Source organism: Vibrio breoganii (assembly GCF_024346795.1).
Classification (GTDB): domain Bacteria; phylum Pseudomonadota; class Gammaproteobacteria; order Enterobacterales; family Vibrionaceae; genus Vibrio; species Vibrio breoganii.
The window spans coordinates 484,578-511,373 of record NZ_AP024865.1 but is presented as its reverse complement, the minus strand read 5'-3'; the positions used below and the strand labels follow the sequence as shown (position 1 = coordinate 511,373).

Genomic DNA, 26,796 nt, shown 5'->3' with positions numbered 1-26,796 from the left:
AATGCCCCCATAGCCTTACCCCTCCCCACTTTGCTTCGCTATCAGCCGAGCAAAGGCTATCGTGCCCAGAAACGCCACCAATCCAAGTGTTATGGCGATATCAAGAAGTGCCATCTGACCGCTATATAAGGTGTACAAAGCAATATAGCCAATGGTAATGAATGCGATCAGATCCAGTGCGACTACGCGGTCTGCTAACGTGGGGCCTATTGCCAAACGCACTACCGCCATAACAAAGCTCAAAAACAGGCAAAAGCTGCATATTACGATGCTGATCATCAACCAATTATCCACGTGTCATCTCCAATATGCGTTTCTCTAATCCCTGCTTAATATCTCGTGAAACCTTTTCGTGATCCGGCGCAAACATCGCATGCACAATAAGATGTTTTCTATCCGAGGAAACATCAAGGCTTAAGCTACCTGGAGTCAAAGAGACCATATTGGCTAACAGAGTGATCTCTAAGTCCGTTGAAACGTCTAGAGGCACATAGACTATGTCTGGATCACTCAAGTGAGTCGGAGTGATAACGTCCCACGTTACCCGAATGACGGACACAAACATCTCGTATAAAAAGAACAGTAATAGGTTTAGCCCTACTCGAAATCGCTTAAAATAACTTGTTTTCAAGCCAAATGGCTGGCTTAGCGCTAAGGCGAGAAACCCTACAGTAAAACCCAGCACAAAGTCTGTGACATTGTAACTACCATTTAATAGCATCCAGGCTAACGCCAAGAAAAAATTGAGGAAAAAATAAATCACACGCCCTCCTCAAGTACCGCTTGTAAATACTCTGTGGGTTGTAATAGTTGCTCTGATGCTTGCATCGCAAACTGAATAAAAGGCTCAGCAAACAAGCCAATGATAAGGCTCAAGGTGGTAAGCGTTGCTATAGGAAGCAAGTAAGGCATGGGGATCTTAAGTGGCCTTTGTTCATTCTCAGGTGAAGATGAACCAGGTTTCCAAAATGCCTCGCTCCAAATCTTGGTCATCGAATAAATAGTCAGCAATCCTACTAATAAAGCAATGCTTGCCAGCAGGTATAATTCGACGTCAATGCTCGCTTTTATGACCAACAATTTCCCCCAAAATCCGGACAACGGAGGGAATCCTGCTAATGAAAACGCCGGAACAATAAATAAAAACGAAAGCAAGGGTGAGCTTTTATAGGCCCCTCCCAGTTTACTCAAATCGCTAGAGCCGTATTTGTACTCTAAGACCCCACCAATTAAGAACAGGTTCGCCTTAACCAGAATGTGGTGAATGACATAGAAGATGGCCCCTGCTATGGCTATCGGTGTAAAAATAGCCAGCCCCATTAGCATGTAGCCGATCTGGCTAATAATATGAAAAGAAAGGATTTTCTTTATATCAAACTGACTAGCGGCACCCAAAACGCCCGTCAGCATGGTCAAGCCTGCCACCCAAATCAGCAAAGGTTGTAACCCACTGTCGACTAGAGGAAATATCAAGGTATAGATACGCAAGAAAACATAGACGCCTACCTTAGTAAGCAGTGCTGCGAACAGAGCGACGACTGCGCTAGGTAAGGTTTGGTATGACGCAGGTAGCCAAGAAAATAGTGGGAAGAGTGCAGACTTAATTGCGAAAGAAAACAGAAACAAAACTGCCAGAACCCGTTGCAAATCAGGCTTAACCTCTGACACTTTAAAGTGGAGGTCCGCTAAATTTAGGGTGCCCGTCGCCCCATAAATAAGACCTATTGCGAGTAAGAAAACCAAGGTAGAGATCAGATTCAGCAGCACATATTTTACCGCGCCGTCTATCTGCGCTTTTGAACCATCGAGCACCATAAGGCCGAAAGAGGCGATCAACATCACCTCAAACCAAACATAAAGGTTAAAAATATCTCCCGTTAGAAACGCCCCATAGACCCCGGCTAAGAGCACATGGATTAAGCCGTGGTACGAGCCATACGATGGCTTCTCCTTCAGATCCCCTATGGCGTAGACAACAACCACGAGTCCAATGATGGCGGTGATCATCACCAAGGAAACGGACAACAAGTCAGCTACAAAAACAATACCAAAAGGTGCCATCCACTGACCAAAAGCCACCGCCGTAGGCCCAAGGTTAATGATATCTAACGCCAACAAACCAGCAATTATCAGCTGAGCCAATGCCCCTAAAACACTGACTGCGTTAACCAGATTTGTTCGGGTTCTAAAGAAAAACAGCAATACTGCCACTAGCAACGAGCCGACGGCAGGAAGAGTCAGCCATAAAGAGGTCACTACTCTTCCTCCGAGGCGGTCATTTCATCAACATCGGCTGAACCTGTTTCCAGGTAGGATCGGTAGAAAAGTAGAAGCGCAAATACCAGCAGTCCAAAACCGATCACAATAGCGGTTAGAATCAATGCTTGAGGCAAGGGATTAGCGAATCCATCAGGAGGCACTAGCGCATCGAGCTCAATTAAAGGAAGCTCCCCCGGTGTTAGTCGGCCGGCAGTGAAGATAGCAAGATTGACGGCACTACTGAGTAATATCAGCCCAAAGAGAATCCTCAACAGATGCCTTTCTAGCATTAGGTAAACGCCTATCGCAACAAAGATCCCAACGACAATGCTCCACAATACCTCCATTAGTCGAGCTCCTCATTTACGCGTAGCAACATGCCCATTACCCCGCCTATAACGGCCAGATAAATGCCGATATCAAAAATAAGAGGGGTGCCTAAAGGGATGATCTCTTTCCACCACAGACCAGTTAAAAACGGTTGTTGAAACAGCAAGGCCAGTGTCCCAGCTCCGATGCTGACGGCGATGCCAAACACCGCGATAGTAAATGGCGGATAGTGCAGGCGATTAAGAACGTATTGGGGGGATTCTGCGAACATCAGCAATGCAAAACCAATAACAGCAATAAGCGCGCCTATAAAGCCGCCCCCGGGCGCATTGTGACCGCGAAGGAGCAAGTAGATAGAAAAGACCAGCATTAGCGCCGCCACAATGTGCGAGGTAGTCGCAAAAATCAAAGACTGAATACGATGAGAGTGATACTTGTGCGTCTTCAACAAGCTCACCGCGGCAAGGCCAGCGACGACAACGACGACCACCTCCCCCAATGTATCGATGGCGCGAAAATCAACCAAAATGACATTCACTACGTTGCGCCCAAATCCTTCTGGCACACTATTGTTTGCATAAAAATCAGACACCGTACTATCCAATGGCATCGAGGTTATTCCAACCAATATGGCTGTGATAGACACGCCAATAACAGTAGCGATCGCCATGTGCAATGCCTTGCGACGATGACTGTGTTTCTTTACCGAACCTGTGGTTGGCATATGCTTGATCAGCAAGACCACAAATATCACGATGAGGGTTTCGACTAATAGTAAGGTTTTGGCCACATCTGGCGCGCTATACAGCATAAACACCAGTGTCGTCATAAAGCCGACAATGCCCAAGGCTGCCACAGAGAGCAGCCTTGAGGTTGATATAGCGCATAGCAATGCTGACACCACCAGCGCAATGGCTAGTGCAAACTCGTAGTATTTAACTTGTACCAAGCCCGTTTTAATACCTTGCACCATCGGTAATGGATCAACCACGAGAAGTAGAGCTAACATGGAAAAAGACAACAAAACGTAGCCGCTTAGTCGCTTATGTTGCAGCCACGAGGTTTGAAGCGTCGCAAGTCTCAACATCGCGCCAACCAAACTGTCAAAGACCTTGTTAGCATCTGGAAATGGGATTCTATTGAATCTGTTTGAAATCGGCGTAATGCCTCGATAAACAAGATAACCCAACACTAAGGTTACCGCGCTCAATAACAAGGGAAGGTTGAAGCCCTGCCATAGCTTCACCCCTTGCAATTGTGTGCCAAGTGCAATTGCATTACTACCCGGCACGATAAGGTGAGTATTGAACCACTCCAGCCCGAATACTGGAACGGAAAGACTGGCTAATGCCAACAGCAAAGGCGGAATCCATAACCCAGCGTCCTTTTCCACAGGTTTAGCGTTTATCTCGCTAGAGGGCGTTCCAAAGAAAGGCTTTAGGAGCAAGGCCAGCGCCAATGCCACCATGATTGCATTGATAAACAGCAGAACCAAAACAATAGGTGCGCCAAGCTCTAAGCCCGCTTTGTACATATATTCTTTGCTCAAGAACCCCATAAATGGCGGCATTCCGGCTTTAGAAAACGCGGCCAAACCAGCGACTACAAAACTAAGCCCTAGCAGAGCTTTTAACCCACGAAGCACTCTCATGTCCCTTGTGCCCGTCGCTTTATCGATATTGCCGACCACCATAAACAGCGCCGCTTTATAAAATGAATGGGCAACCACAAACAAGATAGCGGCCGCCAGTGCGAGGTCTGTTCCCACCGCAAGCAGTAAAGTGAGCTTGCCCAAAGCGACATTGGTGCTGTAGGCCAGCATCAACTTGAGGTCGGTTTGTTTTAACGCAAGTAGTGCGCACCATATCGCAGTCACACTGCCAAAAGCGCCTAAGGCATAAAACCATAACTCACTGTCGCTATAAACCGGTGACACTCGCGCCAGCAGGTATATGCCCGCTTTGACCATAGTTGCAGAATGCAGATACGCGCTCACCGGTGTTGGGGCTGCCATTGCGTTAGGGAGCCAAAAATGGAAGGGAAACTGCGCAGATTTTGTGAAGGCACCTAACAGCACCAATATTAGCGAAGGTAAAAACAGAGAATGGCTCTGCATGTCACTGGCTTTCGCGATGATAACGGTTAATTCATAACTGCCTGCCATCTTGCCAAGCATTATCAAACCCGCCAGCAACGCTAGTCCACCAGCACCGGTCACCAATAAAGACTGCAGCGCATTTTTACGTGACTTTGGATTCTCATGATTAAAGCCGATCAACAAGTATGAAGTTAACGTGGTCAATTCCCAGAACACGAACAGCAACAAGATGTTGTCACTGATAACCACACCTAGCATGGCCAGCATGAACAGCGTTAGGTAAAGATGGAAGGTGAAACGAGAGGCTTTTCCACGCATATATGACCAAGCATATATTTGAATGAGTACCCCGACCCCACTGATCAGCAGACCAAATAGGAAAGACAAACCATCGAGATAGAACGAAAGATTGATTCCAAGACTAGGAACCCAAGGAACACTCACGACCCTCCCTTGCTCTGGGCTGAATAGCACTAATGCCGCGTACAGTACGAGCAATGGAAGTAATGCAAAACCTAATAATAGGGGCTGTCGACGATGATCACTTTCGTACAGCGGCTTAACTTTCGCATCTTGAGTCATTTGATCCTTACAATGCATATCAAGGTCATTTCGGGCTGCAGTACCGCTGAAACTGCACCCCAAAACCAATTTATACGATTCGCCGTTGTATAAAGTTTAGCCTTTCTTACACCAAAGGCACCAAACCTGTTGATGGTAAGGTGAAGCTCTGTTGATATTCATTGTCTGTTTGCTTCGTTTCAAGATAGCTGTGGTGAAGCATTAAGATTGACTGCACTATCTTAATGCCAATGCCTAACGAGCCCCCTTGAGCATTAGGTTCAACGTGGTTAGTAAATCTAAATCTGATATCGGTTTTATTAGTCGTTAGCTCTGCCTGACAGCACACTGTTGAATGTGCTGGGCTATGCCTTAGCGCGTTTTCAAGCAAGTTAGCTACTAAGCGCTCTAACAACACCTTATCTCCTATGGTTTGCAGTTCTGGAGCAACATCCAGTTTCAGCATCACTTGCTTGCGGTTAAATTGACTCTGCATGATCTCCGCACTTTGAGCAAGCAAGGTAGCGATGTCTACCGGGTGGTATTCGTAGCTGAGTAACGGCGTTTCTTGCTTTGCCAATTGCAGCATAGAATGCAACTGATTGGAGAGCTTGTCGCAATTGCGGTAAGCCACATCAATCAAGGGATCTTGTTTGTTCTGCAGTTTCCACGTTTCCAGATAGCCCAATACGCTGGAAAGCGGCGTTTTGAGATCATGACTGAGTTGCAAAAGCAGTTGCCTTTGATGCGATGATTGATATTCCAACTGCAAAAATTGCTGCTGAATATGCTTTGCCATCAAGTGATATGAGCCCGCAATAGGCGCAAGCTCCTTTACCTGATGCGTAAAGTCTGGTGTCAGTTGAAAGTCATGCTCTGCCTGATGTTGAAGCTGGTTAGTCACCCTTTGAATTGGGCATAACAGGTTTTTCTCTACCAAGAGATACACGCCAAATGCAAAACCAATAATAGAAACCAGTACTAAACCGGCCAAAGCAACATAGGGAGGATCAACCTGAGAAGCAGCTATAGCACTGTGCTGAGTGCTCCCTATGACTACGTAGAGATAGCCCATGATGGTCTCTCCCTCCTTGAGTGCGGACACTGAAAACACCTTGTTCTGGTTAGGATTTCTAGGGTCTTCTCCAAGAATAGGAAACGGCTCATCATTAAGGAACTGGGTGATAGGCTCGACGTCAACGGAGCTTTGTAACCGTGCACCTTCAGGTGCGGCATGGGTGGTAATGTTCCCTTTGGCGTCCAAGAAATAAATCTCAAAATCTGGACCGAGCAACATTAGAGTATGGAAGATGGATTTTAGGGCCACTGGATTGTAATCAGAGCCAATCATAAGGGGGTTGTCTTCTCGCATATGAGTTGCAAGTTGCTTGTGCAAGCTCTGCTTAGTGCGAAGTTCTATGGTCTGTTTTTGCCAGTTGTAGGTAAACGCAATCAAGGCAACAGCCAAACAAAACCAAACACTGGTAAACACCATCAAGCGAGACTTAAAGCTAATCATTCGACTCCACCTAACCTTATAGATCTGTTAGTTATTGATATGGCTGGAACTTATACCCGACGCCCCAAACGGTTTGAATAAAGCGGTGCTCAGAGCTTGAGAGTTTCAGCTTTGTACGAAGGCGATTGATGGTGCTACAAACCGTATGATGGTAGCCAGAGTGTTCGGTGTTCCACACATGCCCAAGTAGCTCATCCTTGCTGTACACTCTGCCAGGCCTAGAGGCGAGAAACTTAAGCAGAGTGAATTCAGTCGCTGTCAGTGTTATGTCCCTATCATCCAATGAGACTCGGTGAAGCTCTGGGGTTATTTTGAGTAGCCCGAAGTTCATCGCAGTATCATTAGGCTCGGCTTGTGTGGGCTTCCCTGAAACCTGACTTACTCGACGCAAAATATTGCGCACTCTGGCTTGAAACTCTAAAACACTAAAAGGCTTGGTAATGTAGTCATCGACACCGGCCTCTAACCCATCAACCTTGTCCATTTCACTGTCTCTGGCCGTTAGCATAAGCACTGGTGTCCAATTTTGCTCTTGCCTCAGTTGATGGCAGATATCTAAACCATCTCCATCAGGTAGTCCCCTATCAAGAACCAGCAAATCAAAGGTGTGCTGTTGATTGAGCCTTAGCGCCTCATCACATCGAGCGACTCGAGTCACCGTGTGACCCTGAAACTTCAAATGCATCAGTACGAGTTCGGCTAGATCATCGTCATCTTCAACTAATAGAATGTTGGCCATCAGATTCGTCGCTTGTGGTTCCATAAAGCCTTCCTTACTCGTTTCTTTCACCCCTGAGCACTAGACCGTAGTAAGGAAGGATTACTTTCACTCTATTCGAGTGATGGTGATTTTGGCTCCTGGGTTTAGGAAACGATGAGTCGCTACAAGAGCGGAACTTGCTAGACCATCATCACTAGTGATCACGCCCGAATGAAATGCCACCACATCGTCGTCATTACGCGCAGCATTAAACCCTTCGCCCCCACCCGCAGGGCCTGGGATGGTTGACGCTAACTCGTCATTAAGCTCTGTGCCTGCATCCCAAACGTTCATGTTCATCTCAAAGCTATCCCCTACCGCCAGGGTTTGTATGGATAGCCCAGTTTCGCCCACAAACGCGTCATTGGTATTAACGAACATCGACGCTACCGACACATACCCCGAGAATTCAGGGTCAATGGTGATGGTCACCTCATCTGACATTCCCGGCATGACTAAGCCATTACCCGATAACCCCTGTTCAACATTGTCGTTGCTGTCCATCAGGGCGATAAGCTCCGCGTTGCTGCCTGCTTCTGCCATTTGTTCCAAAGGTAGAGACGCACTTTGTCCCACTTCAAACAGTGAAAAGTTGCTGTTGTGGGTCAATACTGCCAAAGGTGACATTGGTTGGTTGGCGGTTAAGTTAATCACAGAGATCGTATAGCGCTGGTTTTGAGTTGACGCATCGCTCGCGGCGATTGCAGCAACATCATTATCATCGTCGTCGGAACATCCAGCCAATACGCCCATAGAAAATGCGGCTAATAAGATTCGATTTTTCATTTTAGCCCCCTTACTTCACAACGATAGTGACGGTTGCAACTGGATTTAACCAACGGTGTGAGCTGCTATCAAGGTCGCTCTTACCACCTGCTGAATCAGCATCTCCCAGATTTCCGGGATGAACATGAACAACCGCATTGGTTACCGCAGTCTCAACTCCTGTAGCGCCACTGCCAAAGGTGATAAAAGGAGGATTAGGCATACTGCTGGCTATCTCATCATTGGCTTCTGTGCCAGCGTCGTATCCGCGTAACGTGGCTTTATAAGTGCCAGGTGTAGTTGGGATCATCCAGCTGTCTAGGCCTACAAATCCATCATTGGTGGGTAAAAGCATCGCTGACAAGGACAGATACTCTAGATCGCCACTGTCTAGGGTGAAGCTAGTGCCTACGCCTGGGTCTAAAATGCCTCCCGCAGGGTTTTCCACCACCACACCACCCGCATTTCCAATCACGGTAGATAAACCAGAGATGTCTCCGCCTTCAGCCATGCTTTCCAGCTCCGCCGAGGCAGCTTGGCCGGTTCTAAACATGAATAAATCAGAGCTGTGCGCTGCCACTATGAGCGGAGTAAAATAGATGCCCTTGGTAGCATTCGTTACTGTGATTTCAAGTTCCGCTGCATTTGCACCAGCAGAGCCGAGTGCGAATACAACAGAAGAAATTGCTAATCCAAGTTGAGTACGTTTTTTCATTTTGAGTCCATCCTGTAATGACCTTGTTTTGGTACTAATAAGGATGAACCGCAGATCTTTCAGTAATGTCTCTGAAATCTCATAAAACTCTCACAAGTTTATAATCAGTTTCAATCAACACGGATAGAGTCACCTATACTGCGAAAGATAAGAATGAGGAAGGCTTGATGCTTGAGATAAGACCCAATTGTGAATGCTGCGACAAAGACTTACCCGCAGATGCGACGCAGGCGATGATTTGTAGCTACGAATGTACCTTTTGCAGAAATTGTGTAGAGAACGTTTTGTTTAACGTATGCCCTAACTGCGGTGGCGGTTTATGTTCCAGACCCATTCGACCTACCGAGGAAAGACGAGCTAAGCTCAGTACCTCTCACCAACCACCTTCAACAACGAGAATTCTGAGCAAATATTCAGAACAAGAAATGAGTGATTTTGCCAATAGATACCAGCATATTGCCCCAGAAAAACGCTAGCACGCTTTTTAGAAATACTATGCGTTTAATTAAGCAACCCTAGACAAGCGCGACCACTAGACCAGTAACAACTAGTGAAACCCCTAGCCCTCGAACGAGAAACCAACGTTCATTTAGGATAGTGATCCCCAGAGCAAGCCCAAACACAATACTCACTTGTCGAAGCGCAACAATATAGCTGACGTTTTCCACCAATGTCATTGAATACAATACGATTCCGTAGGTCAGTCCCATCATAATTCCAGCAATGGATGACCCCTTCCAATGACGCTTTGCATTAACGATTTCCGACTTGTTATTTGTCAAAATAAGCCAACACAACAACACCGAGGATGTGCCAAGAAACTGCATGCCAAGATAGAAAATGGCGATCTGCTGTGAGCTTAACCCCGACGTTTCCAGCACTAACCAATTAAGCGCTTCTTTGTCCAAAATGGAATACAAGGTCGTGCCCATGGCGGCAATCACAGCCCACAGTACGCCAATGTTCGCATACGCTGATAGCTTTAACTCGCGAAGTGTTGTGAGTGGGACTAATAGGCATCCTATCGTCAATATACTAAAACCTAGCCAAGCGTTACCTGATAATGCTTGGCCTACTATGAGCGTACCGATACCCACCATAAGAACAGGTAAAGCACGCACAATCGGATACATCATGCCAACGTCGCCATGATCGTAAGCTTTAATAACGCTCACCAAATAAATAGCCTGTCCTATACAGCTAAAAACCAGTAACCAAAAAAAGTCAGCTGTAATATTGGTAAGACCAATTACAGAGATACACCACACAAGATAGGGTGAGAGCAAAATAAAAGGGGTAAGCGATGCAACCAACGCAAAAGAATATCCCGAACCTGAACCAGACTTACCCAATACGTTCCAACCAGCATGAAGCAGCGCTGAAAAAACAACCAAAACAATCGCGATAATACTCAAAGCGCTTCCTAAATAGACAGTTTGTCTATTTTACTAGTGGGATCCATTACTCTAGGTAACTTAGGAAAAGACGGATTCTAACTAGCGATTGTGACTCTTCAATGACGTTACCTTTACAGTGTTTGCGCGGCAGTTTCGATTGAGGTCAAATATAGATAGGCTTTAGATATAAGGAAATAAGGATGGATACGGATGAACGAAGAAAGCCCTAAGAATCCTTAGGGCTTTAGAAAGACTGACACGCTGGAATAGCTTAAGCTAGAGAGCTAAAACAGGTTATTCCCAATCAAGGATAACCTTGCCAGACTGACCGCTACGCATAACGTCGAAGCCTTCTTGGAAGTCGTCAACTTTGTAGTGGTGAGTGATGATTGGTGATAGATCTAGGCCAGATTGAATCAATGACGCCATCTTGTACCATGTCTCGAACATCTCACGACCGTAGATACCCTTGATGACCAGACCCTTGAAGATCACTTGGTTCCAATCGATACCCATGTCTGATGGTGGAATACCGAGCAGTGCAAGGCGACCGCCGTGGTTCATGGTTTCTAGCATGGTGCTGAATGCTGCTTGAACGCCCGACATTTCAAGGCCTACATCGAAGCCCTCAGTCATGTTGAGCTCAGCCATCACATCTTTTAGATCTTCTTTCGCAACGTTAACAGCGCGAGTAACACCCATTTGACGAGCAAGGTCTAGACGGTATTCGTTCACATCAGTAATCACAACGTGGCGTGCGCCAACGTGTTTTGCCACTGCAGCTGCCATGATACCAATAGGACCAGCACCTGTGATCAGTACGTCTTCGCCCACAAGATCGAATGATAATGCAGTGTGAACCGCATTGCCGAACGGGTCAAAGATTGACGCTAGGTCATCAGAGATGCCTTCAGGGATCTTAAATGCGTTAAACGCAGGGATCACTAGGTACTCAGAGAAAGAACCCGTGCGGTTAACACCCACACCGATAGTATTACGACATAGGTGCGTACGACCACCTCGGCAGTTACGGCAATGGCCACAAGTAATGTGGCCTTCGCCAGAAACGCGGTCACCGACCTCAAAGCCACGAACTTCTTGACCAATAGCAACCACCTCACCCACGTATTCGTGTCCAACAACCATAGGCACAGGGATGGTGTTTTGTGACCATTCGTCCCAATTGTAGATGTGTACGTCAGTGCCACAGATAGCGGTTTTCTTGATCTTGATAAGCAGGTCGTTATGCCCCATTTCAGGCATATCGACTTCATTCATCCAGATGCCTTCTTCAGGCTTAAGTTTAGAAAGTGCTTTAATCTTCATTATTTGATCAATCCCATGTCGCGACCTACTTCGATGAATGCATCAATAGCGCGGTCTAGTTGTTCACGAGTATGCGCCGCAGACATTTGCGTACGAATACGAGCTTGGCCTTTCGGTACTACTGGGAAAGAGAAGCCAACAACGTAAATACCTTTTGCTAGCGAACGCTCAGCAAATTCAGCGGCAACCTTTGCATCACCCAACATAATTGGAATGATCGCGTGGTCAGCACCACCCATAGTGAAGCCAGCACCTTCCATACGAGCACGGAAGTGTGCAGCGTTTTCCCAAAGGTGAGTACGAAGATCGCCACTTTCTTGAAGAAGATCCAAAACACGTAGAGAAGCCGAAACAATCGCTGGCGCTACAGAGTTAGAGAATAGGTATGGACGAGAACGCTGACGAAGCCAGTCAATTACTTCTTTCTTACCAGAAGTGTAGCCGCCTGATGCGCCGCCCATAGCCTTACCTAGAGTACCTGTAATGATATCAATACGATCCATCACATTGTGGTAGTCGTGCGTACCTGCGCCAGTTTCACCCATGAAGCCTACCGCGTGAGAGTCATCCACCATGACTAACGCTTCGTACTTATCGGCAAGGTCACAGATAGCAGGCAAGTTTGCTACAACGCCGTCCATGGAGAACACGCCATCGGTAACAATCAAAGTATTACGCGCACCCGCTTCTTTTGCAGCGATAAGTTGCTGCTCTAGCTCTTGCATGTTGTTGTTTGCGTAACGGAAACGCATTGCCTTACACAAACGAACGCCATCAATAATCGACGCGTGGTTCAGTGCATCAGAAATGATGGCATCTTCTTTACCTAGAATGGTTTCAAACAGACCTGTGTTTGCATCAAAGCAAGAGGTATAAAGAATGGTATCTTCCATTCCAAGGAATGCAGATAGCTTGTCTTCAAGTTGTTTGTGGATGTCTTGAGTACCACAAATAAAGCGCACAGACGCCATACCAAAACCGTATTTATCCATACCTTGCTGAGCTGCTTTGATAAGCTCAGGATGGTTAGCCAAACCTAAGTAGTTGTTTGCACAGAAGTTAAGTACATCTTCACCCGTAGAGATAGACACAGACGCTTTTTGTTGAGAAGTGATAACGCGCTCTGACTTGTACAAACCTTCAGTTTTTACTTCGTCGATTTGTTGTTGAATTTGGTTATAAAACGCAGAAGACATGATTCTTTGATCCTTTCAGTAAGGGGGAATGCCAAGCAAGATATCTAGCTTGCTCGGAGCAAAATCTTTTCCTGATTTACAGTGTAAAGAGATTCTAGTTCAAAGATGTTGCGAGTATAATGCCTTCTACGGAAAATCATTTGTGAACTGTAGGCACATATAATGAAAACCACTCAACTTGTTGCCCTTTTGCCCGACCTTGCTACCTATACCCTAGTGGTTCAACAAGGTAACTTTACCAATGCAGCCAATAGCTTAGCGATGACCCCTTCCGCTGTATCTAAGACAATCACTCGTCTCGAAAGCGCATTGGCGGTGAAGCTTATTGAACGAACTACTCGTACTCTTCGCATTACAGAAGAAGGTCAAAAGGTCTATGAACAAGCAATACAAATGCTTAGCGCTGCCGAGCAAGCCGTAGAGCTGTCCACAAATAGCCACTCCCAAGCTCAGGGAAGCCTCTTAGTCTCTGCGCCAGAGGCCTTTCTCAGTGTTGTCTTGCAGCCCTTAATCATCGACTTTTTAAAGAAGTATCCAGATATTCAGATAAAGGCGCGCGCTATTGACGGTGCGGTCGATATTCAAAAACAAGGTATTGATGTTGCCTTTAGGCTGTCAGAACAACCGGATGAACACTTAGTGCTTAAAGAGCTGGGTGAGACTCATTTGATCTTGTGCGCCTCTAAACCTTATTTAATGAAGCATGGCACCCCACAGCAGCCCAGTGACCTGTTAGAGCACAACTGTTTGTATCTGGCGGAAACTGAACACGACAACGTATGGACCTTTCATAAAGACGATAAATCTCAGTCAGTTACCGTATCGGGTCGCTATGCCGTGAACCAAGCAAATCTAAGATTTGACGGCGTAAAAAGCCACCTAGGTATTGGGCTGTTCCACGATTTTGTTGTCGCGAATGCCGTAGCAACTGGAGAAGTAGTGCAAGTGCTTGAGGATTGGACACTCACCAGTAATTATCATGGCAATGTGCTCATGCAATACGCGCAAACCAAATATATGCCAGAGCGCCTTCGCTTGTTTATCGACTTTATTAGTCAGGCACTTTCCAATAAGTGCAATGGTACTCAATAACCCTAATTCGCTAACTTTTAAAGCGATCCAACGACAAAAATATTTTGATATGAATTGAGCAGAAAGAGACTATATTCGCCTAAGATTCACTATCTACAACTAAAATTACAATAACCATACTCATTGGAGCACACCATGATTCAGTTTCCCGAGCACTTTCTGTGGGGCGGCGCAATCGCTGCCAACCAAGTTGAAGGGTCGTTCCTAGAAGATGGCAAAGGCCTATCGACATCAGACATGCTGCCCAATGGCATCCTTAGTCCTCACCAAACAAGAGATGAGCGAGAGCCTGGCATCAAAGACTTGGCAATCGACTTTTACAACCGTTACCCAGAAGACATTGCCCTATTTAAAGAATTGGGCTTTACCTGTTTGCGCTTATCCATTGCTTGGACGCGTATCTATCCAAACGGTGACGAAGCAGAGCCCAACGAAGCTGGCCTCGCCTACTACGATCGTATTTTTGACGAGTTAGCCAAACATAACATGACACCTTTCGTGACGCTGTCACACTATGAAATGCCCTACCACTTGGTGGAAAAGTATAACGGTTGGGGCGATCGACGTGTCATTACCTTCTTTGAAAGATACGCTCGCACTGTATTCGAACGCTTCGGCTCTAAAGTAAAGCTATGGCTGACCTTCAATGAGATCAATATGTCGCTGCATGCGCCATTTACTGGCGTCGGTCTTCAAGAACAAGCCTCTAAACAAGAGATTTTTCAAGCCATACACCATCAACTGGTTGCGAACGCAAAAGCCGTGAACCTGTGTCATGAAATCATTCCTGACGCTCAGATAGGTAACATGCTTTTAGGGGCGATTAATTACCCCTTCACTTGTAATCCAGATGATGTGATTGCTGCCATGCAGGAAAATAATCAGTGGCTGTTCTTTGGCGACGTACAGACTCGCGGTAAATACCCGGGCTACATGCTTCGCTACTTCAGAGAAAACAGCATTGAGATAAAGATGCAGGCGGACGATCTCGATATCATTGCCTCTGCTAGCGTCGACTTCATTTCCTTTAGCTATTACGCCAGTGGTTGCGCCTCAGCAGACCCTATGCAAAAAGAGGTCGGTAACATCGTCGATAGCGTGCCAAACCCTCACCTGAAAAAGAGTGAATGGGGCTGGCTCATCGACCCTAAGGGGTTACGTATTCTGCTAAATATGCTGCATGACAGATATCAAAAACCGCTGTTTATTGTGGAAAATGGCTTAGGCGCTATCGATACTGTGACGCCAGAAGGCGAAATCAACGATGACTACCGAATCTCGTATCTGAACGATCATTTAGTGCAAGCCCATGAAGCGATATTGGATGGCGTTGAGTTGATGGGATTTACCTCTTGGGGCCCTATCGACTTGGTCGCGAACTCAACAGCAGAGATGAGTAAGCGCTATGGCTATATTCATGTAGATAGAGACAATAATGGTGAAGGGACTCTGGTACGCACCAAAAAGAAAAGCTTCTATTGGTATAAAGACGTAATTGCTAGCCGCGGGGCGACGCTAAAATTGTAAACGGCTTAAGGTTCTAGGTTCTAGGTTCTAGGTTCTAGGTTCTAGGTTCTAGGTTCTAGGTTCTAGGTTCTAGGTTCTAGGTTGATATGACCCTGTAAAAGTAGGCAAGGATATCTTTAATGGTTAGTTCTCAGTTAAAGATACCCTGCTTTACTCTTTTCTATTACCCTTTTTATGGGGCCTCAACCTGTGATTTTATCTGTCCCATGACATTACCAAGCAACAGATGAAATTCCGCTTTAATCAATTTACCTATTAAGTCTAAAAGTAAACTTCCACAGGCATGCCCTCTACCAATTTATAGCGATCTGGTAACGTACCTGAAAACTCAACGGATACTCGCATAAGTGCTTTCTTGCCTTCAAAAGGCTTAGCTAATTGTTCGGGTAACTTTGTTGCTAGTTGAACGGACGTGCTAACCTCAGCCTTGTGGTTTTCTCCATTAGGAAGCTTAACCTCAACCGTTTGGCCCATCTTGGCGCTGGATACATATTTTGGATCTAAATATGCAATGACATGTGGGGTTGTGTCTTTCCCTGCGATGGTCATAACCGTATCAAGCTCACCTACCTGCATCCCTACTTTCCCAGCAACATCGAGTATTGTGGAATCAAATGGTGCTTTCACTTGAAGAGACTCTCTAAGCTTTATCTTTAGATTTAGTTCTTTCTCCAGATTTCTAATGACATTTGCTACATCGCCTGAGTATTTTTCCTTAGCCAAGTTCAATTCAGCCAAACGCAATTCTATGGTGGTATTGGTTAGTTTACTTTCAGCCGCAGCGTAATTACTCAGTACCGCTGAGTAGTCGGATGTGCTCACCTGGCCCTTACTAAAATACGTATCAAACTTTCTCTTAATGGCTTCCATCTCTTTTAGAGTATTACGTGACTGAGTAACGGCTCCACGATAAAGCCTTAGTGTTGAATCGTCTTCCTGCTTTAGAATTCGTCTCAGTACTTGGATCTCACTTTCTAGAAATTGGATTTCGGAATCCAATACAGGGTCATTCAATTCGAATAAAACACTTCCTGCAGATACTGTGTCCCCTGTTTTGAAGTTAACCATTTTGATAAGTCCAGACGTCTTAACGTTGAGATCCACAGAGTTGTAGCTGACGATAGCAGGCGCCACAACAAACACTTGTTGCTTAACAATCCACCCTAAACCAAACAAAGCCGGTAATAACACAATAGCCACCAACACAAACCACCTAATTCGGTAGCCTGTGCGTTTGGTACCACCATAAAGAACCTTAAGTCCTTTTTCTGTGGCTGGATTCTTTTTCTTATCGAGCATGAATTCAATTTTCAAAATCTTTTCCCCCTTTTCAGCACCCACCAAGGTGCCATACTCGATTCTTCATGAGAGCGCCTTATTAACTCATTAAATATAGAAAAGGCGGTGATCGACCGAGCAAACAATGCATAGGATGGGTAAGCGAGTAACCAACCTATCAGCTTGATATCTAGAGATTTCCTCTCTGAAATCAATACCCAATAAATAGAGAATTTAATAAGAACTATGGCTAGGTAAACAAGATAAATCAGTATGAAAGCGGATATGGTGAAGACAACTGGGTACACTACTAATACATACATGCAATACATCACTACCAGCACAGGTATCAGCACATTTTGCAGCACTCCATACACTAGCGTGTAAAGAAATACCGGCCAGGTAAGTAGCTTCGGTGTCATGCCTTTCATATGTTTTCTGAAGTACAAAAACAACAAATCGCCATCCCAGCGAAGTCGTTGCAACGTAAAGTCTCTTATGGAGCTAGGTGCATCTGTATGGCCTATTGCGTGTGGGGTGAACGCCAATCGAATATTGGGATAACGAGCATGGTACTGTTTGAATCTAAAAGTAAGATCTAGGTCTTCAGCTGTATGAGTATCCCAGCCTCCAACTCGCTTCAATACAGTTTTACGAAATGCTCCAAAGGCTCCAGAAATATTGTTTAAAAGCCCAAACTCTCGAGTTCCCGTTTTTCCCGCCTGCATAGACATCATGTATTCCAATGCTTGCATACGGGTTAATACGTTATCTTGCCAATTGCGAACCCTCAGAGCGCCTCCGCTAGCGACAACATTTGCGTTATTAAACTGCTTTGCGATATTAAAAGCCATGTCGTTATCAAATGAGGTATCGCCATCGACGTTGATAACAATTTCATTCTTAGCTTTGTATAAGCCTGTGTTCAGCGTAGACACCCTGCCTCCGCGCTGCCATTTAGGCACGACTCTCACTAAACGATCTTTTCTGTGCTGATGTTGTTGCTGTGATTCCACTGCGGAAGCATAGGTATGTTGATTTTGCACCGCTCCATCAACTACGGCTAGGATTTCTATGTTTCCTGGGTAAATTTGTTCCACCAACGTATCGATGGTTTTTTTGATTGCATCACCTTCACCATAACAAGTGATAACAATGCTTAAACTTGGCGCTCGATCTAGATCACTATGTTGGTTTCTCCAATACCATTTAAACACTCCAACAAGCATCATTAATATCAAAGGTAACTCAACCATGATAATAAGAGGGAAGTAAGTAATGAGCACCTCTGTATGAGTCCAGATGCTCCCCCACATACTCCTTAAAACATAGACTACAGAATCAAGCATCCAACTCACTCGCTTTGGCTTTAAACCAAGTGTTTGAGTCATCGAACTCTTGGTCAGGCAGATACCAATGCCTTACCCGAAGCCCTATTTCATTTGATTCGATCTTGGTAGCAAACTCTGACAACCGTTCGCGAAGGATTTCTATGGAGTTTGTATCGCAGATAGGTAGGAATACAAACAATACTTCTTCACTATATTGACAGCTCAGGTCTGTGGTTCTGAATAGTGACTCTAACTGTTCGGATAACTGAGCCAAAAACTCAACATAAGCCACCTCTCCAAATTTTTGGATAAATTCTTCGATATTAATAATCTTCAAACCTATGAGAAGATCAGTGTGACTGTGACGAATGGATAGCTGGTTCTTCCAAGACACAACCGATTCAAAAAGAACGGGGTCAACTGTCCCTGATAAACGGAAGGAGACTTTTGATGAGGCCTGGTTAAGCAGAAAAAGGTGTGCTCTATCACCACTCAAATAATTGAAGTAAGTTTGCGTTATAAGAGACTCTACATTGTTTTTATGACCACAACTTAAACAGCGCGCTATCACTCGAGCTTCCGCAAACTCATTCTGGCAACTATTACACTGCATTAGCTCTAGTGGACGATCGTAATCAACGCCTATATGTTTTAATAAAGTACTGCAGTTAGGACACTGGAGTGCGTTGTGCTTAGCAAAATTTTTCGCGTCATCTACATGACCACAAGTAAAACAGTGAAGCGCATCATTTGAAACAGTATCGACAGAGCTACACGAAGGGCACGCATCGACATAATTCAAGTGGCCAGAATGACACTTCTGGCAATAGCGAACCCTATCAATACACTCTCCCTTTTCTAGTAACTCTTGCTCTACCTGCTTGAGAATATATCGAAATGGGGTGCGTTCTAATTGATAGTAAGCATCTATTAAGGGATAACGATAGATTGCTGTAGTGCCAGCATCTCTGATGGGTTTAAGTGCCCGCCTCTCATCTAGCCACAAATATGCCAGTAATGTATCGCTAGGCTGCTCACTTAAGTAGTTAAGCTTCTCTGGAACACCTCGGATCTGGTCAGATTCATACACTCCATCGCTCAAGTAAGGGCTTAATGTGCTTGCTTGTACTACATATAAACGCCAACTCCATCCAAACTCCGACCCGTGTATTTTTTTAAGGAGGGAGTCTTGCTCCAAAGAAGGGACATTAATAAGACAGATAATCCCCCGCCTTGACAATAATTGGTCTTCATTGGTTTCATACTCGACATCCCAACCCATAGGAGGAGTCACAGCTAAAGCCTCGCCGAATATCACTAGAGTCTTATTTTCATCAGACACTCTTCACTCCTTGAAAATCAAAATCTTTATCCGTTAACGTGGAACCTTGGATAGCCTATGATTAGCACACTATTTAATATATATTTCTGTTAAAGAGTAGAACAATAAAACGCTGATATGCTTATAATTTCTTAAATTTATTCGCTGTTTATGTACATTTAAGAGATTTAATACCTACGAGGAATAAAACATGCTAATGACCACTACACAATCCGTTGAAGGCAAACGTGTTCTCAGCTACCACGGCGTAATTGCGGGTGAAGCCATCTTGGGCGCTAACTTGTTCAAGGACATGTTTGCCGGTATTCGCGACATGGTCGGTGGTCGTTCAGGGACCTATGAAAAAGAGTTGGAGCGTGCCCGCACTATTGCGATGCAAGAGTTGGAAGATAAAGCGCGTGAAATCGGCGCGAATGCGGTTATTGGCATCGACATTGACTACGAAGTACTAGGCAAAGACAACGGCATGTTGATGGTGAGCGCAAGTGGCACCGCAGTCACCATCGGCTAACTCATTATGCCAAAGTCAGAACGACACGAGGCCAAGCACGAATTAGGGCCACTGCAGTTCGTCACCTTAATCCTTTCGGTGTATGTACTCATTGCCCTATTTGTGGAGAATGCCTTCACCCTAGATTCAGATACCTCTGAGTTATTGGCTATGATAGATACCATGGTGTGCATGGTTTTCTTGGTGGACTTTTTTCAACGCTTCTACCGTGCGCCCAATAAACTGCAGTACATGAAATGGGGGTGGATTGACCTGCTATCGAGCATTCCGTTAGTCGATGCCCTACGTTATGGACGCTTTGTTCATTTGGTGCGCTTCTTACGCATTCTAAAAGCAGTTCGCTCTACCAAGCTCATCTTGTACTACCTGTTTCGAAACCGACGCTCTGGCACCTTCTCCATCGTCGCAAGCGTCTCGGTATTGGTGGTGATCTTTGGCGCTATTGGGATTCTGCAGTTTGAAAAAGGGCTATCAGACTCCAACATTCACTCAGCAGGAGACGCACTTTGGTGGTCTTTTGTGACCATTACTACCGTAGGCTATGGTGATTTCTACCCTGTGACGACACAAGGTAGATTGGTAGCGGCTATCTTAATGACCGCGGGTGTAGGTCTTTTTGGTACCTTTACCGGTTTAGTGGCCAATTGGTTTATGACCGAGACGGAACAGGCTGAGAATACAGAGCGTACGGCTGTGAAAGCAGAGATCAAAGCCCTTCACACGAAGATTGATGAGCTAAAAGAGCTCATCAAAGAGCAAAAATCAAACTAGTTCTTTCGCGATAAGGTGCAGCAAGAAGGTTTCACGTTCAATGCTTAAACCCTTCTTCGCACTATTGGCTATCGTATGTTCGTTATGAGCGATAGCGTCATGGATATTGACCCACTTTGCCTGCATACCATTTTTGATCTCATAGTCTTCAAAGTTAGGTGTACCGAGTTCTAAGTCCACATGGCAGGTATAGCAGTAGGAATGCATGTGCATCACATCCGCATCGTCCTTATACCAAGGGCGAAACTCTTCAAACACCCCAAACGGTTTGATATTTCGAATGTTTTGCGCGCCGGTTTCTTCTTCTAACTCACGTACTAAACCCGCAATCACATCTTCACCCTCATCAATACCGCCACCTGGCAGTGAATAGTCGTGATAGCGTTCGGTGTATAGCAACAGTATTTGATCGCCCATCAATGCGATGGCTCGCGTTGCACGGCGCTGTATGATGGTCTTTTGATCAAGTTCGCTTAAATCAGGATGGATGTTAGTTTTTAAATGGCGCATGAGAATAACGGCTAAATTGAATTTCCCGATATTTTAACATGTAACCAGAGGTTAACTATTGAATTAATTAAGATATCTCGTACACTGAAAAAGATAAGTCAAAACAAATAGTTCTTTGGAGCCAATAATGAAGAAAATCCTTCTTTTATCTGCAATGAGTGGCGCTGTGTTGCTAGCAGGTTGTGCAAGCGAACCAGACGAGTACACAGTAGAGGACTGGGATCCAATTACAAGTAAAGCATCTATGTACTGTGTACAGCAAGACCATGAAATCGTGCGTGCCTCAGAGGAAGGTAAACGAGTCACCTACTGTGAGATCTCTGATGATGAGAAGCATGAGATCTGGGAGTACTACTACATGAATCATGAAGATGAACGTCCCGAGAATCAAAAGCAGAGTGACGATGAAATGAGAAAAGCCTCAAACTAATTTCTCTAACGTCAGTTATAAAAATGCCCCGCTAACGTTCATTAGCGGGGCATTTTCTATTTTATCTGCTTAAACAATTTCCCAAGAGTGCGTCATTTCCACGCCCTTATCTAGCATTAGGCATACCGAGCAGTATTTTACTAAAGAGTCTTTCGCTACTTTAGCGACAACCTCAGGATCAAGGTCAACACCCGACACTTCAAAGTGAATGTTGATGCTGGTGAAAAACTTAGGCGCTTGGTCACGACGAGTGCTGCTCAGTTTCGCTACGCAGCCCGTTACTTTTTGCTCTGCACTTTTTAGGCCGTCTACCACGTCTACAGAGCTACAACCGCCCACTGCGATCAATACCATTTCCATTGGGCTTGGCGCTGTCTTGCCACCGCTGCCATCTAAAACCACTGAATGGCCAGATTGAGATTCACCGATAAACTTAAAATCATCTACCCAAGATACGGTTGCTTGCATAATCAAATCCTCTTTTAATTTCGCCTCATTTTACACACTCATAGTGCGAACTCAACAATCGAAATGATGACGGTGTCATGACATGTCGTGCAAGTTTAAGTTTCAGGATGAAAAACTTGAATACACCTAACAATTTTGAACAATGTATCCCTGACTATGCCAGTGATATCATTGACTTATAGACTTCCGTCGATACACTGAATCAGGCAAGAGAAAGTTTTGTTTTTGAAGTTGTGCAGTACAGTTGGAGACTAGTCGCCGTTGTATTCACCATCGGTCAATGCAATCTGTTTTCAAGCACTTAGTATGGTCGTATCTGACCGAGTTTAGTTATATCGCAAAGGAAAATTGACAATGTCAAACACAGTTACTGGTACCGTAAAATGGTTCAACGAAACTAAAGGTTTCGGGTTTATTCAACAAGAAAACGGTCCAGACGTATTCGCTCACTTCTCTGCTATCCAAGGCGACGGTTTCCGCACTCTTGCTGAAGGCCAAAAAGTAGAATTTGTTGTTACTACAGGTCAAAAAGGCCCGCAAGCAGAACAAATTCGCGCTGTTTAATTGCGCCAAGTAAGCCAGTGCTTCACTGGCTTACTTTTCTCCTCTCAACCCTATATAATCAAACGCCTAAATCCTATTTTCTGGAACTCCCACTTTGGCGCTCAAACCCACTATTTATAAATTTCGCGTAAACCTTGCCGACACTAATCGCAATCAATTTGATGACATTAACCTTACTGTAGCCAAGCACCCTTCTGAAAATGAAGTACGCATGCTGGTCCGCATCTTTGCGTTTTGTCTAAATAACACCCCAAACCTAACCTTTACTAAGGGGTTGTCTGAGCAAGAAGAGCCTGATATTTGGGAGCTTTCTGATATTGGCGATATTGTCACTTGGATAGAAGTTGGCGAGCCGTCAACGGACAGAGTTAAGAAAGCAGCGCGCAAGTCAAAGCAGACTCACTTCTATACGTTCAATGAAAACAAATCAGATGTTTGGTTTAACAAAAACCAGTCTGTGCTTCGCGAGTATGATGCGAGCATTACACAGTTTGACTTCGCTCCTATTGAAGAGCTCGTTTCAGGACTTGAGCGCACCAACGATTTAAGCCTAATGATCTCTGGCGACAGTATGTTTGCCACACTGGGCGATGTGAACACTGAAATCACCATTACAGAGTTGCAAGTTAAGTCCTAACTCAAATCTGCTCAGTACAAATTAAAAGGGCCTGCTCTCGCAAAAGCGTTCGCAGGCCCTTGTATTTTCCAGCTATTGGTCGCTATTTCTTTTCGTTCACTTGAGTTAAACCCGCACTCACTAAGCTCGATACTAAGATTGCGAGGTAAAACACCCCCGCAATCGCCTCAAAATACGCAACAAAGCGAGTTAAAGGTTCGGTTGGTGCTATCACGCCGTAGCCCACAGAGGTCATAGTGATAAAGCTGAAGTAGATCATTCTAGAAAGGTTGTCTAACCATGGTCCATGTTCGATTCCATTAAAGCCCCCCTTCAGGACCTCTAACAGCAGCAGTTGTACAAACGCAAACCATAGCCCCATCATCAAATAGATACAGATTGAACCCACTATCTGATTTTTATCTATTTTCGGCGCGGTTAATACCAATTTCGTTGCATGTCTTAAATACTGTCCAATAAACAAAATCAAAGCAACCAGCGAAACAATAGCAAGGTTCGCCGCTTCTAAAATAGAGGCCACCGAAGACAGCAACACGAGGACGATCAAAAAGCCTAACCAGCCCCGAACCCCTGCCTTCTTCTTTTCGATACCGAGAGTCGATGCCGACATACAAAACAACAGGCCGAGTAACACGATCCCCTGCCCTGTCTCAAAAAATTGTTCGAGAATTGCACATCCGAATAACAGTACAATCAAAGCGACAAACAGATGTAAAAAGTTATCGCGCTCGGACATCTTTGCCATTACTTACTCTCTTCTTCCACAGGTTCTACTTCCAACTGCTCTACATCGACCTCAGATTGAGCTAACCAAGCCACAAACAGTCTATGAGTTACCGCAAGCACCACTGAACCCACAAACAAGCCGACGATACCAGACATAGCCATACCACCGATAGCACCCAGTAGGATTACCAGCATAGGGATATCTGTACCACGCCCCATTAGCATAGGTTTAAGAACGGCATCACTGGCACTGACCAGCACACACCAAACGGTGAACACACCTGCTACTAAGGTAGAATCGGTAGTCCAAGCGAAGATCAATGCAGGAATCAATGCCAGAATTGGTGGAAGTTGAATAATGGCAACAATAAGCACAGCTAGCATCCATAGACCTGCAAAAGGAATGTCAGCAAAGTAAAGACCGATACCCGCCATAACAGACTGAATAACCGCTACCCCTATCACGCCTTGCACAACGCTACGCACGGTCGCAACCGAGAGCTTAGTAAATTGGGCGCCATATTCGCCTGCTAGGCGCACTGAAATTTGTTGAAATGATTTTTCACAAGCCTGCGCGTTAGTCATGAAGATACCGGCAATTAATAGTGAAATCACAAACTGTAATACACTGCCGCCAACACTACCAATCGCAGAAGCTACGCTACCCAAAACACTTTTAACCTGATCTGAATGCTCAAGCAATGCGTTGGTTAAGTTTGATGAAAAACTGAGTAAGGTCGCGTAAAGCTTCTCACCAACCAATGGCCATGACTGAATACTCTCCGATGGTGGCTTAAGCGCTAAGGTACCCTCTTGAATCTGCTGATACACATCGCCAGCGGTACTAAATAAACTATCACCAATCAGATAAGCGGGGACGACCAATAAGATGACACCCGTGAGTGATAATAGCCAACTGGCCTTGCCTTGAGATAACCCCGTTTTATTTTGAATTCCCTTAACCACAGGAAATAGTGCCGTTGCGATAATTGCGCCCCAGATAACCAGCAAAGCAAAGGGCTTTAATATTTGGAAACACCAAAAGAGAAGCACGCCGATAATAATTATCTTAATAAAGGCATCGATAGCTTGTCGGGAAAAATCTTGCGAAGAGTTCATGAAAAGTCCTTGTAATACAATCTACTAAAGGTAGTTTAGATGATTCTACAGCTTATATAGACATAACCCCTCATCTTTTTTTGCATCAAACAAGAAAAACACTCGCAACATACACACAACAAATAAATGCAACACAAAAGATAAGGCTCAGCAATAAATTAAGGCCCTACAAATAAAAAAGCCGCTCACAAACTGAATGTGAGCGGCTTTTTTTTAAGAATTAATCTCTAATCTAGAGCTTCGATATTGATCGAAACACCGCGATACTTATTAATAGCGATAACAATAACGCCCACAACTAACCACGCCAACCCTAGCATTTTTGCACTTTGATCTAGAGCAATCCAAACATAAGAGAGAATCGCGATGCCACAAAGGGGCGAGATACGTTCGATAAATACATTTTGGCATTTATTTTTGATGTTGCACCAAGATAAAACCGCAAGGTGAAGCAAGATAAAGCCTGTTAAAGCTCCAAAGTTTACAAAGGAAACAAATACGTCCAAGTGGTCCTCAAATAAGAACACCAATACCGCTGATAGCAAACCCGACAAGGCAATCGCAACGTGGGGTGTCTTAAACCTTTCATTCAGTGTTGCAAGTGAGCGAGGCAAAACGCCGTCATTAGCCATACCAAATATCACTCGTGATACCGCAGTTTGTGAGGCCAGTGCATTGGTGATACCCCAAGATAGAGCCGTTAATAACGCACACGCTGTAGAGAGATAACCGCCCCCCACAATTTTTGCAATCACATACCATGCATTACCGCTATTGGCTTGAAAGGCATCAGCGTTAGGCAAAACCCAAGCGGCAAAAACCACTTGTGCTAAGAACAACACCACAGCAATGCAAAGAGAAACAAAGGGAACATAATGAGTTTTTACGCCATCTTTCGCCTCTTCAGTGAGCGTAGAAACTCCATCAAAGCCTAAGAAAGACATCACTGCAATTGATACTGCGCTGAACACCATACCCACTGTAAAATGCTCTTTCTGGAAGAAAGGCGCCATAGTGAAACCTTGGCTTTCAGGAAACTCACCTGTCGATAATCCGCGATAAGCCATGACAACAAAAATACCAATCAAAAGCAGCATAAAGGCAAGGAAGACTTTATTAACCTTATCGGTAAAATTGAGCCCCACAAATGCGGCAACGGTATTAAAACCGATAAACACAGCAGCCCAAACCAACGCAGGCACTGAAGGGACAATCTCATGCATAGCGATAGTCGCAACTATGTAAAGCAACGCAGGAATAATGATGTAATCGAGCAACATACACCAACCGCCAATAAAGCCAATGTTGGCACCGAGTCCACGTTTGGCATATTCATACACAGAGCCTGCTTTTCGAAACTCTTTCATCATTCGGCCGTAGGACAAGGCAGTAAATAGCATTCCAACAAAACCAGTTAGATAAACCATCCCCACCATGCCATGACTGACATTGAATACATCACCATAGATACCAAATGGGGCGATGGGAACCATGAAGATAAGAGCATAGATCAACAGTCCACCAAAACTCATGTTCTTCTTTAATTGAGGCATATCCGTATCTC

28 protein-coding genes are annotated in these 26,796 nt (G+C 44.9%); 8 read left to right on the top strand and 20 right to left on the bottom strand.

All coding sequences use genetic code 11. The features are described from left to right. Window positions 1–15 precede the first annotated feature (15 nt). From OCU35_RS15370 to OCU35_RS15330, 9 genes are all read right to left on the bottom strand, one after another. Window positions 16–294, bottom strand: coding sequence for a monovalent cation/H+ antiporter complex subunit F (locus OCU35_RS15370; protein WP_017032328.1), 279 nt, complete (start codon window positions 292–294; stop codon window positions 16–18). After that, a complete protein-coding gene (locus tag OCU35_RS15365; protein WP_261826471.1) occupies window positions 287–763 on the bottom strand; it encodes a Na+/H+ antiporter subunit E in 477 nt (158 codons plus the stop codon). The genes OCU35_RS15370 and OCU35_RS15365 overlap by 8 nt, the downstream gene beginning before the upstream one ends. After that, window positions 760–2,256: a proton-conducting transporter transmembrane domain-containing protein gene (locus OCU35_RS15360; protein ID WP_261826470.1), complete on the bottom strand. Its 1,497-nt coding sequence runs from the start codon at window positions 2,254–2,256 to the stop codon at window positions 760–762. Before OCU35_RS15360 ends, OCU35_RS15365 begins: the two co-directional genes overlap by 4 nt. Continuing rightward, window positions 2,256–2,606 carry a Na+/H+ antiporter subunit C gene (locus tag OCU35_RS15355; protein WP_261826469.1) on the bottom strand — a complete coding sequence of 117 codons (351 nt, stop codon included), beginning with the start codon at window positions 2,604–2,606 and terminating at the stop codon, window positions 2,256–2,258. Before OCU35_RS15355 ends, OCU35_RS15360 begins: the two co-directional genes overlap by 1 nt. Beyond that, window positions 2,606–5,269 (bottom strand): hydrogen gas-evolving membrane-bound hydrogenase subunit E, encoded by a 2,664-nt coding sequence (gene mbhE / locus OCU35_RS15350; protein ID WP_261826468.1) that lies wholly within the window; start codon window positions 5,267–5,269, stop codon window positions 2,606–2,608. The genes OCU35_RS15355 and mbhE overlap by 1 nt, the downstream gene beginning before the upstream one ends. Window positions 5,270–5,375: 106 nt before the next feature. Then, the gene (locus OCU35_RS15345; protein WP_261826579.1) at window positions 5,376–6,764 is read right to left on the bottom strand and encodes a sensor histidine kinase; all 1,389 of its coding nucleotides are present in this window, start codon (window positions 6,762–6,764) and stop codon (window positions 5,376–5,378) included. Between the two features lie 34 nt (window positions 6,765–6,798). Next, window positions 6,799–7,530, bottom strand: coding sequence for a response regulator transcription factor (locus OCU35_RS15340; RefSeq protein WP_261826467.1), 732 nt, complete (start codon window positions 7,528–7,530; stop codon window positions 6,799–6,801). A 63-nt stretch (window positions 7,531–7,593) separates the two neighbouring features. Continuing rightward, window positions 7,594–8,313, bottom strand: a complete 720-nt coding sequence (locus OCU35_RS15335) for a spondin domain-containing protein (protein ID WP_261826466.1) — start codon at window positions 8,311–8,313, stop codon at window positions 7,594–7,596. A 10-nt stretch (window positions 8,314–8,323) separates the two neighbouring features. Continuing rightward, window positions 8,324–9,007 carry a spondin domain-containing protein gene (locus OCU35_RS15330; protein ID WP_261826465.1) on the bottom strand — a complete coding sequence of 228 codons (684 nt, stop codon included), beginning with the start codon at window positions 9,005–9,007 and terminating at the stop codon, window positions 8,324–8,326. A gap of 167 nt (window positions 9,008–9,174) precedes the next feature. Between OCU35_RS15330 and OCU35_RS15325 the strand changes: the two genes are divergently transcribed. Beyond that, window positions 9,175–9,483: a DUF1272 domain-containing protein gene (locus OCU35_RS15325; RefSeq protein ID WP_261826464.1), complete on the top strand. Its 309-nt coding sequence runs from the start codon at window positions 9,175–9,177 to the stop codon at window positions 9,481–9,483. A gap of 39 nt (window positions 9,484–9,522) precedes the next feature. Here OCU35_RS15325 and OCU35_RS15320 read toward each other — a convergent pair whose 3' ends face one another. The 3 genes from OCU35_RS15320 to OCU35_RS15310 all read right to left on the bottom strand — a co-directional run bounded on the left by OCU35_RS15320 (window position 9,523) and on the right by OCU35_RS15310 (window position 12,926). After that, on the bottom strand, window positions 9,523–10,422 hold the full coding sequence (locus OCU35_RS15320; RefSeq protein ID WP_261826463.1) for an EamA family transporter: 900 nt from the start codon (window positions 10,420–10,422) through the stop codon (window positions 9,523–9,525). Between the two features lie 276 nt (window positions 10,423–10,698). After that, window positions 10,699–11,730: an L-threonine 3-dehydrogenase gene (tdh, locus tag OCU35_RS15315; protein ID WP_017032338.1), complete on the bottom strand. Its 1,032-nt coding sequence runs from the start codon at window positions 11,728–11,730 to the stop codon at window positions 10,699–10,701. After that, window positions 11,730–12,926 carry a glycine C-acetyltransferase gene (locus OCU35_RS15310; protein ID WP_261826462.1) on the bottom strand — a complete coding sequence of 399 codons (1,197 nt, stop codon included), beginning with the start codon at window positions 12,924–12,926 and terminating at the stop codon, window positions 11,730–11,732. Before OCU35_RS15310 ends, tdh begins: the two co-directional genes overlap by 1 nt. A gap of 162 nt (window positions 12,927–13,088) precedes the next feature. Here OCU35_RS15310 and OCU35_RS15305 point away from each other — a divergent pair, with 162 nt between their 5' ends. Further along, the gene (locus OCU35_RS15305) at window positions 13,089–14,018 is read left to right on the top strand and encodes a LysR family transcriptional regulator (RefSeq protein WP_261826461.1); all 930 of its coding nucleotides are present in this window, start codon (window positions 13,089–13,091) and stop codon (window positions 14,016–14,018) included. 135 nt (window positions 14,019–14,153) lie between these two features. Continuing rightward, window positions 14,154–15,545, top strand: coding sequence for a glycoside hydrolase family 1 protein (locus OCU35_RS15300; RefSeq protein WP_261826460.1), 1,392 nt, complete (start codon window positions 14,154–14,156; stop codon window positions 15,543–15,545). Window positions 15,546–15,806: 261 nt separating this feature from the next. On the opposite strand, the gene OCU35_RS15295 is transcribed toward OCU35_RS15300, so the two are convergent. The 3 genes from OCU35_RS15295 to OCU35_RS15285 are packed head-to-tail and all read right to left on the bottom strand — an operon-like array spanning window position 15,807 to window position 19,496. Continuing rightward, window positions 15,807–16,859, bottom strand: a complete 1,053-nt coding sequence (locus tag OCU35_RS15295) for an HlyD family secretion protein (RefSeq protein ID WP_261826459.1) — start codon at window positions 16,857–16,859, stop codon at window positions 15,807–15,809. After that, window positions 16,856–18,172, bottom strand: coding sequence for a glycosyltransferase family 2 protein (locus OCU35_RS15290; RefSeq protein ID WP_261826578.1), 1,317 nt, complete (start codon window positions 18,170–18,172; stop codon window positions 16,856–16,858). The genes OCU35_RS15295 and OCU35_RS15290 overlap by 4 nt, the downstream gene beginning before the upstream one ends. Further along, window positions 18,165–19,496: a TackOD1 domain-containing metal-binding protein gene (locus tag OCU35_RS15285; protein WP_261826458.1), complete on the bottom strand. Its 1,332-nt coding sequence runs from the start codon at window positions 19,494–19,496 to the stop codon at window positions 18,165–18,167. Before OCU35_RS15285 ends, OCU35_RS15290 begins: the two co-directional genes overlap by 8 nt. Window positions 19,497–19,686: 190 nt before the next feature. On the opposite strand from OCU35_RS15285, the gene OCU35_RS15280 reads away from it, so the two are divergent. Further along, complete coding sequence (locus OCU35_RS15280; protein WP_017029571.1) at window positions 19,687–20,007, top strand: heavy metal-binding domain-containing protein; 321 nt, start codon at window positions 19,687–19,689, stop codon at window positions 20,005–20,007. A gap of 6 nt (window positions 20,008–20,013) precedes the next feature. Next, a complete protein-coding gene (locus OCU35_RS15275; RefSeq protein WP_261826457.1) occupies window positions 20,014–20,778 on the top strand; it encodes an ion transporter in 765 nt (254 codons plus the stop codon). Here the strand turns inward: OCU35_RS15275 and OCU35_RS15270 are convergent. Further along, a complete protein-coding gene (locus tag OCU35_RS15270; RefSeq protein WP_102328911.1) occupies window positions 20,770–21,288 on the bottom strand; it encodes an NUDIX hydrolase in 519 nt (172 codons plus the stop codon). The genes OCU35_RS15275 and OCU35_RS15270 overlap by 9 nt on opposite strands. Window positions 21,289–21,415: 127 nt before the next feature. On the opposite strand from OCU35_RS15270, the gene OCU35_RS15265 reads away from it, so the two are divergent. Beyond that, window positions 21,416–21,718: a putative hemolysin gene (locus OCU35_RS15265; protein ID WP_017029574.1), complete on the top strand. Its 303-nt coding sequence runs from the start codon at window positions 21,416–21,418 to the stop codon at window positions 21,716–21,718. A gap of 69 nt (window positions 21,719–21,787) precedes the next feature. Here the strand turns inward: OCU35_RS15265 and OCU35_RS15260 are convergent, their stop codons facing one another. Continuing rightward, window positions 21,788–22,186 (bottom strand): OsmC family protein, encoded by a 399-nt coding sequence (locus tag OCU35_RS15260; RefSeq protein ID WP_261826456.1) that lies wholly within the window; start codon window positions 22,184–22,186, stop codon window positions 21,788–21,790. Between the two features lie 354 nt (window positions 22,187–22,540). Between OCU35_RS15260 and OCU35_RS15255 the strand changes: the two genes are divergently transcribed. Both OCU35_RS15255 and OCU35_RS15250 read left to right on the top strand, forming a co-directional pair. Next, entirely contained in the window at window positions 22,541–22,750 is a 210-nt protein-coding gene (locus OCU35_RS15255; RefSeq protein ID WP_017029576.1) for a cold-shock protein, read from the top strand. Window positions 22,751–22,844: 94 nt separating this feature from the next. Further along, entirely contained in the window at window positions 22,845–23,387 is a 543-nt protein-coding gene (locus tag OCU35_RS15250) for a YaeQ family protein (RefSeq protein WP_065210759.1), read from the top strand. Between the two features lie 82 nt (window positions 23,388–23,469). Here OCU35_RS15250 and OCU35_RS15245 read toward each other — a convergent pair whose 3' ends face one another. The 3 genes from OCU35_RS15245 to OCU35_RS15235 all read right to left on the bottom strand — a co-directional run bounded on the left by OCU35_RS15245 (window position 23,470) and on the right by OCU35_RS15235 (window position 26,785). After that, window positions 23,470–24,132: a potassium channel family protein gene (locus tag OCU35_RS15245; RefSeq protein WP_017029578.1), complete on the bottom strand. Its 663-nt coding sequence runs from the start codon at window positions 24,130–24,132 to the stop codon at window positions 23,470–23,472. Continuing rightward, complete coding sequence (locus tag OCU35_RS15240; protein ID WP_102489693.1) at window positions 24,132–25,232, bottom strand: AI-2E family transporter; 1,101 nt, start codon at window positions 25,230–25,232, stop codon at window positions 24,132–24,134. Before OCU35_RS15240 ends, OCU35_RS15245 begins: the two co-directional genes overlap by 1 nt. A 227-nt stretch (window positions 25,233–25,459) precedes the next feature. Beyond that, window positions 25,460–26,785 carry an APC family permease gene (locus OCU35_RS15235; protein WP_261826455.1) on the bottom strand — a complete coding sequence of 442 codons (1,326 nt, stop codon included), beginning with the start codon at window positions 26,783–26,785 and terminating at the stop codon, window positions 25,460–25,462. Window positions 26,786–26,796: the final 11 nt, after the last annotated feature.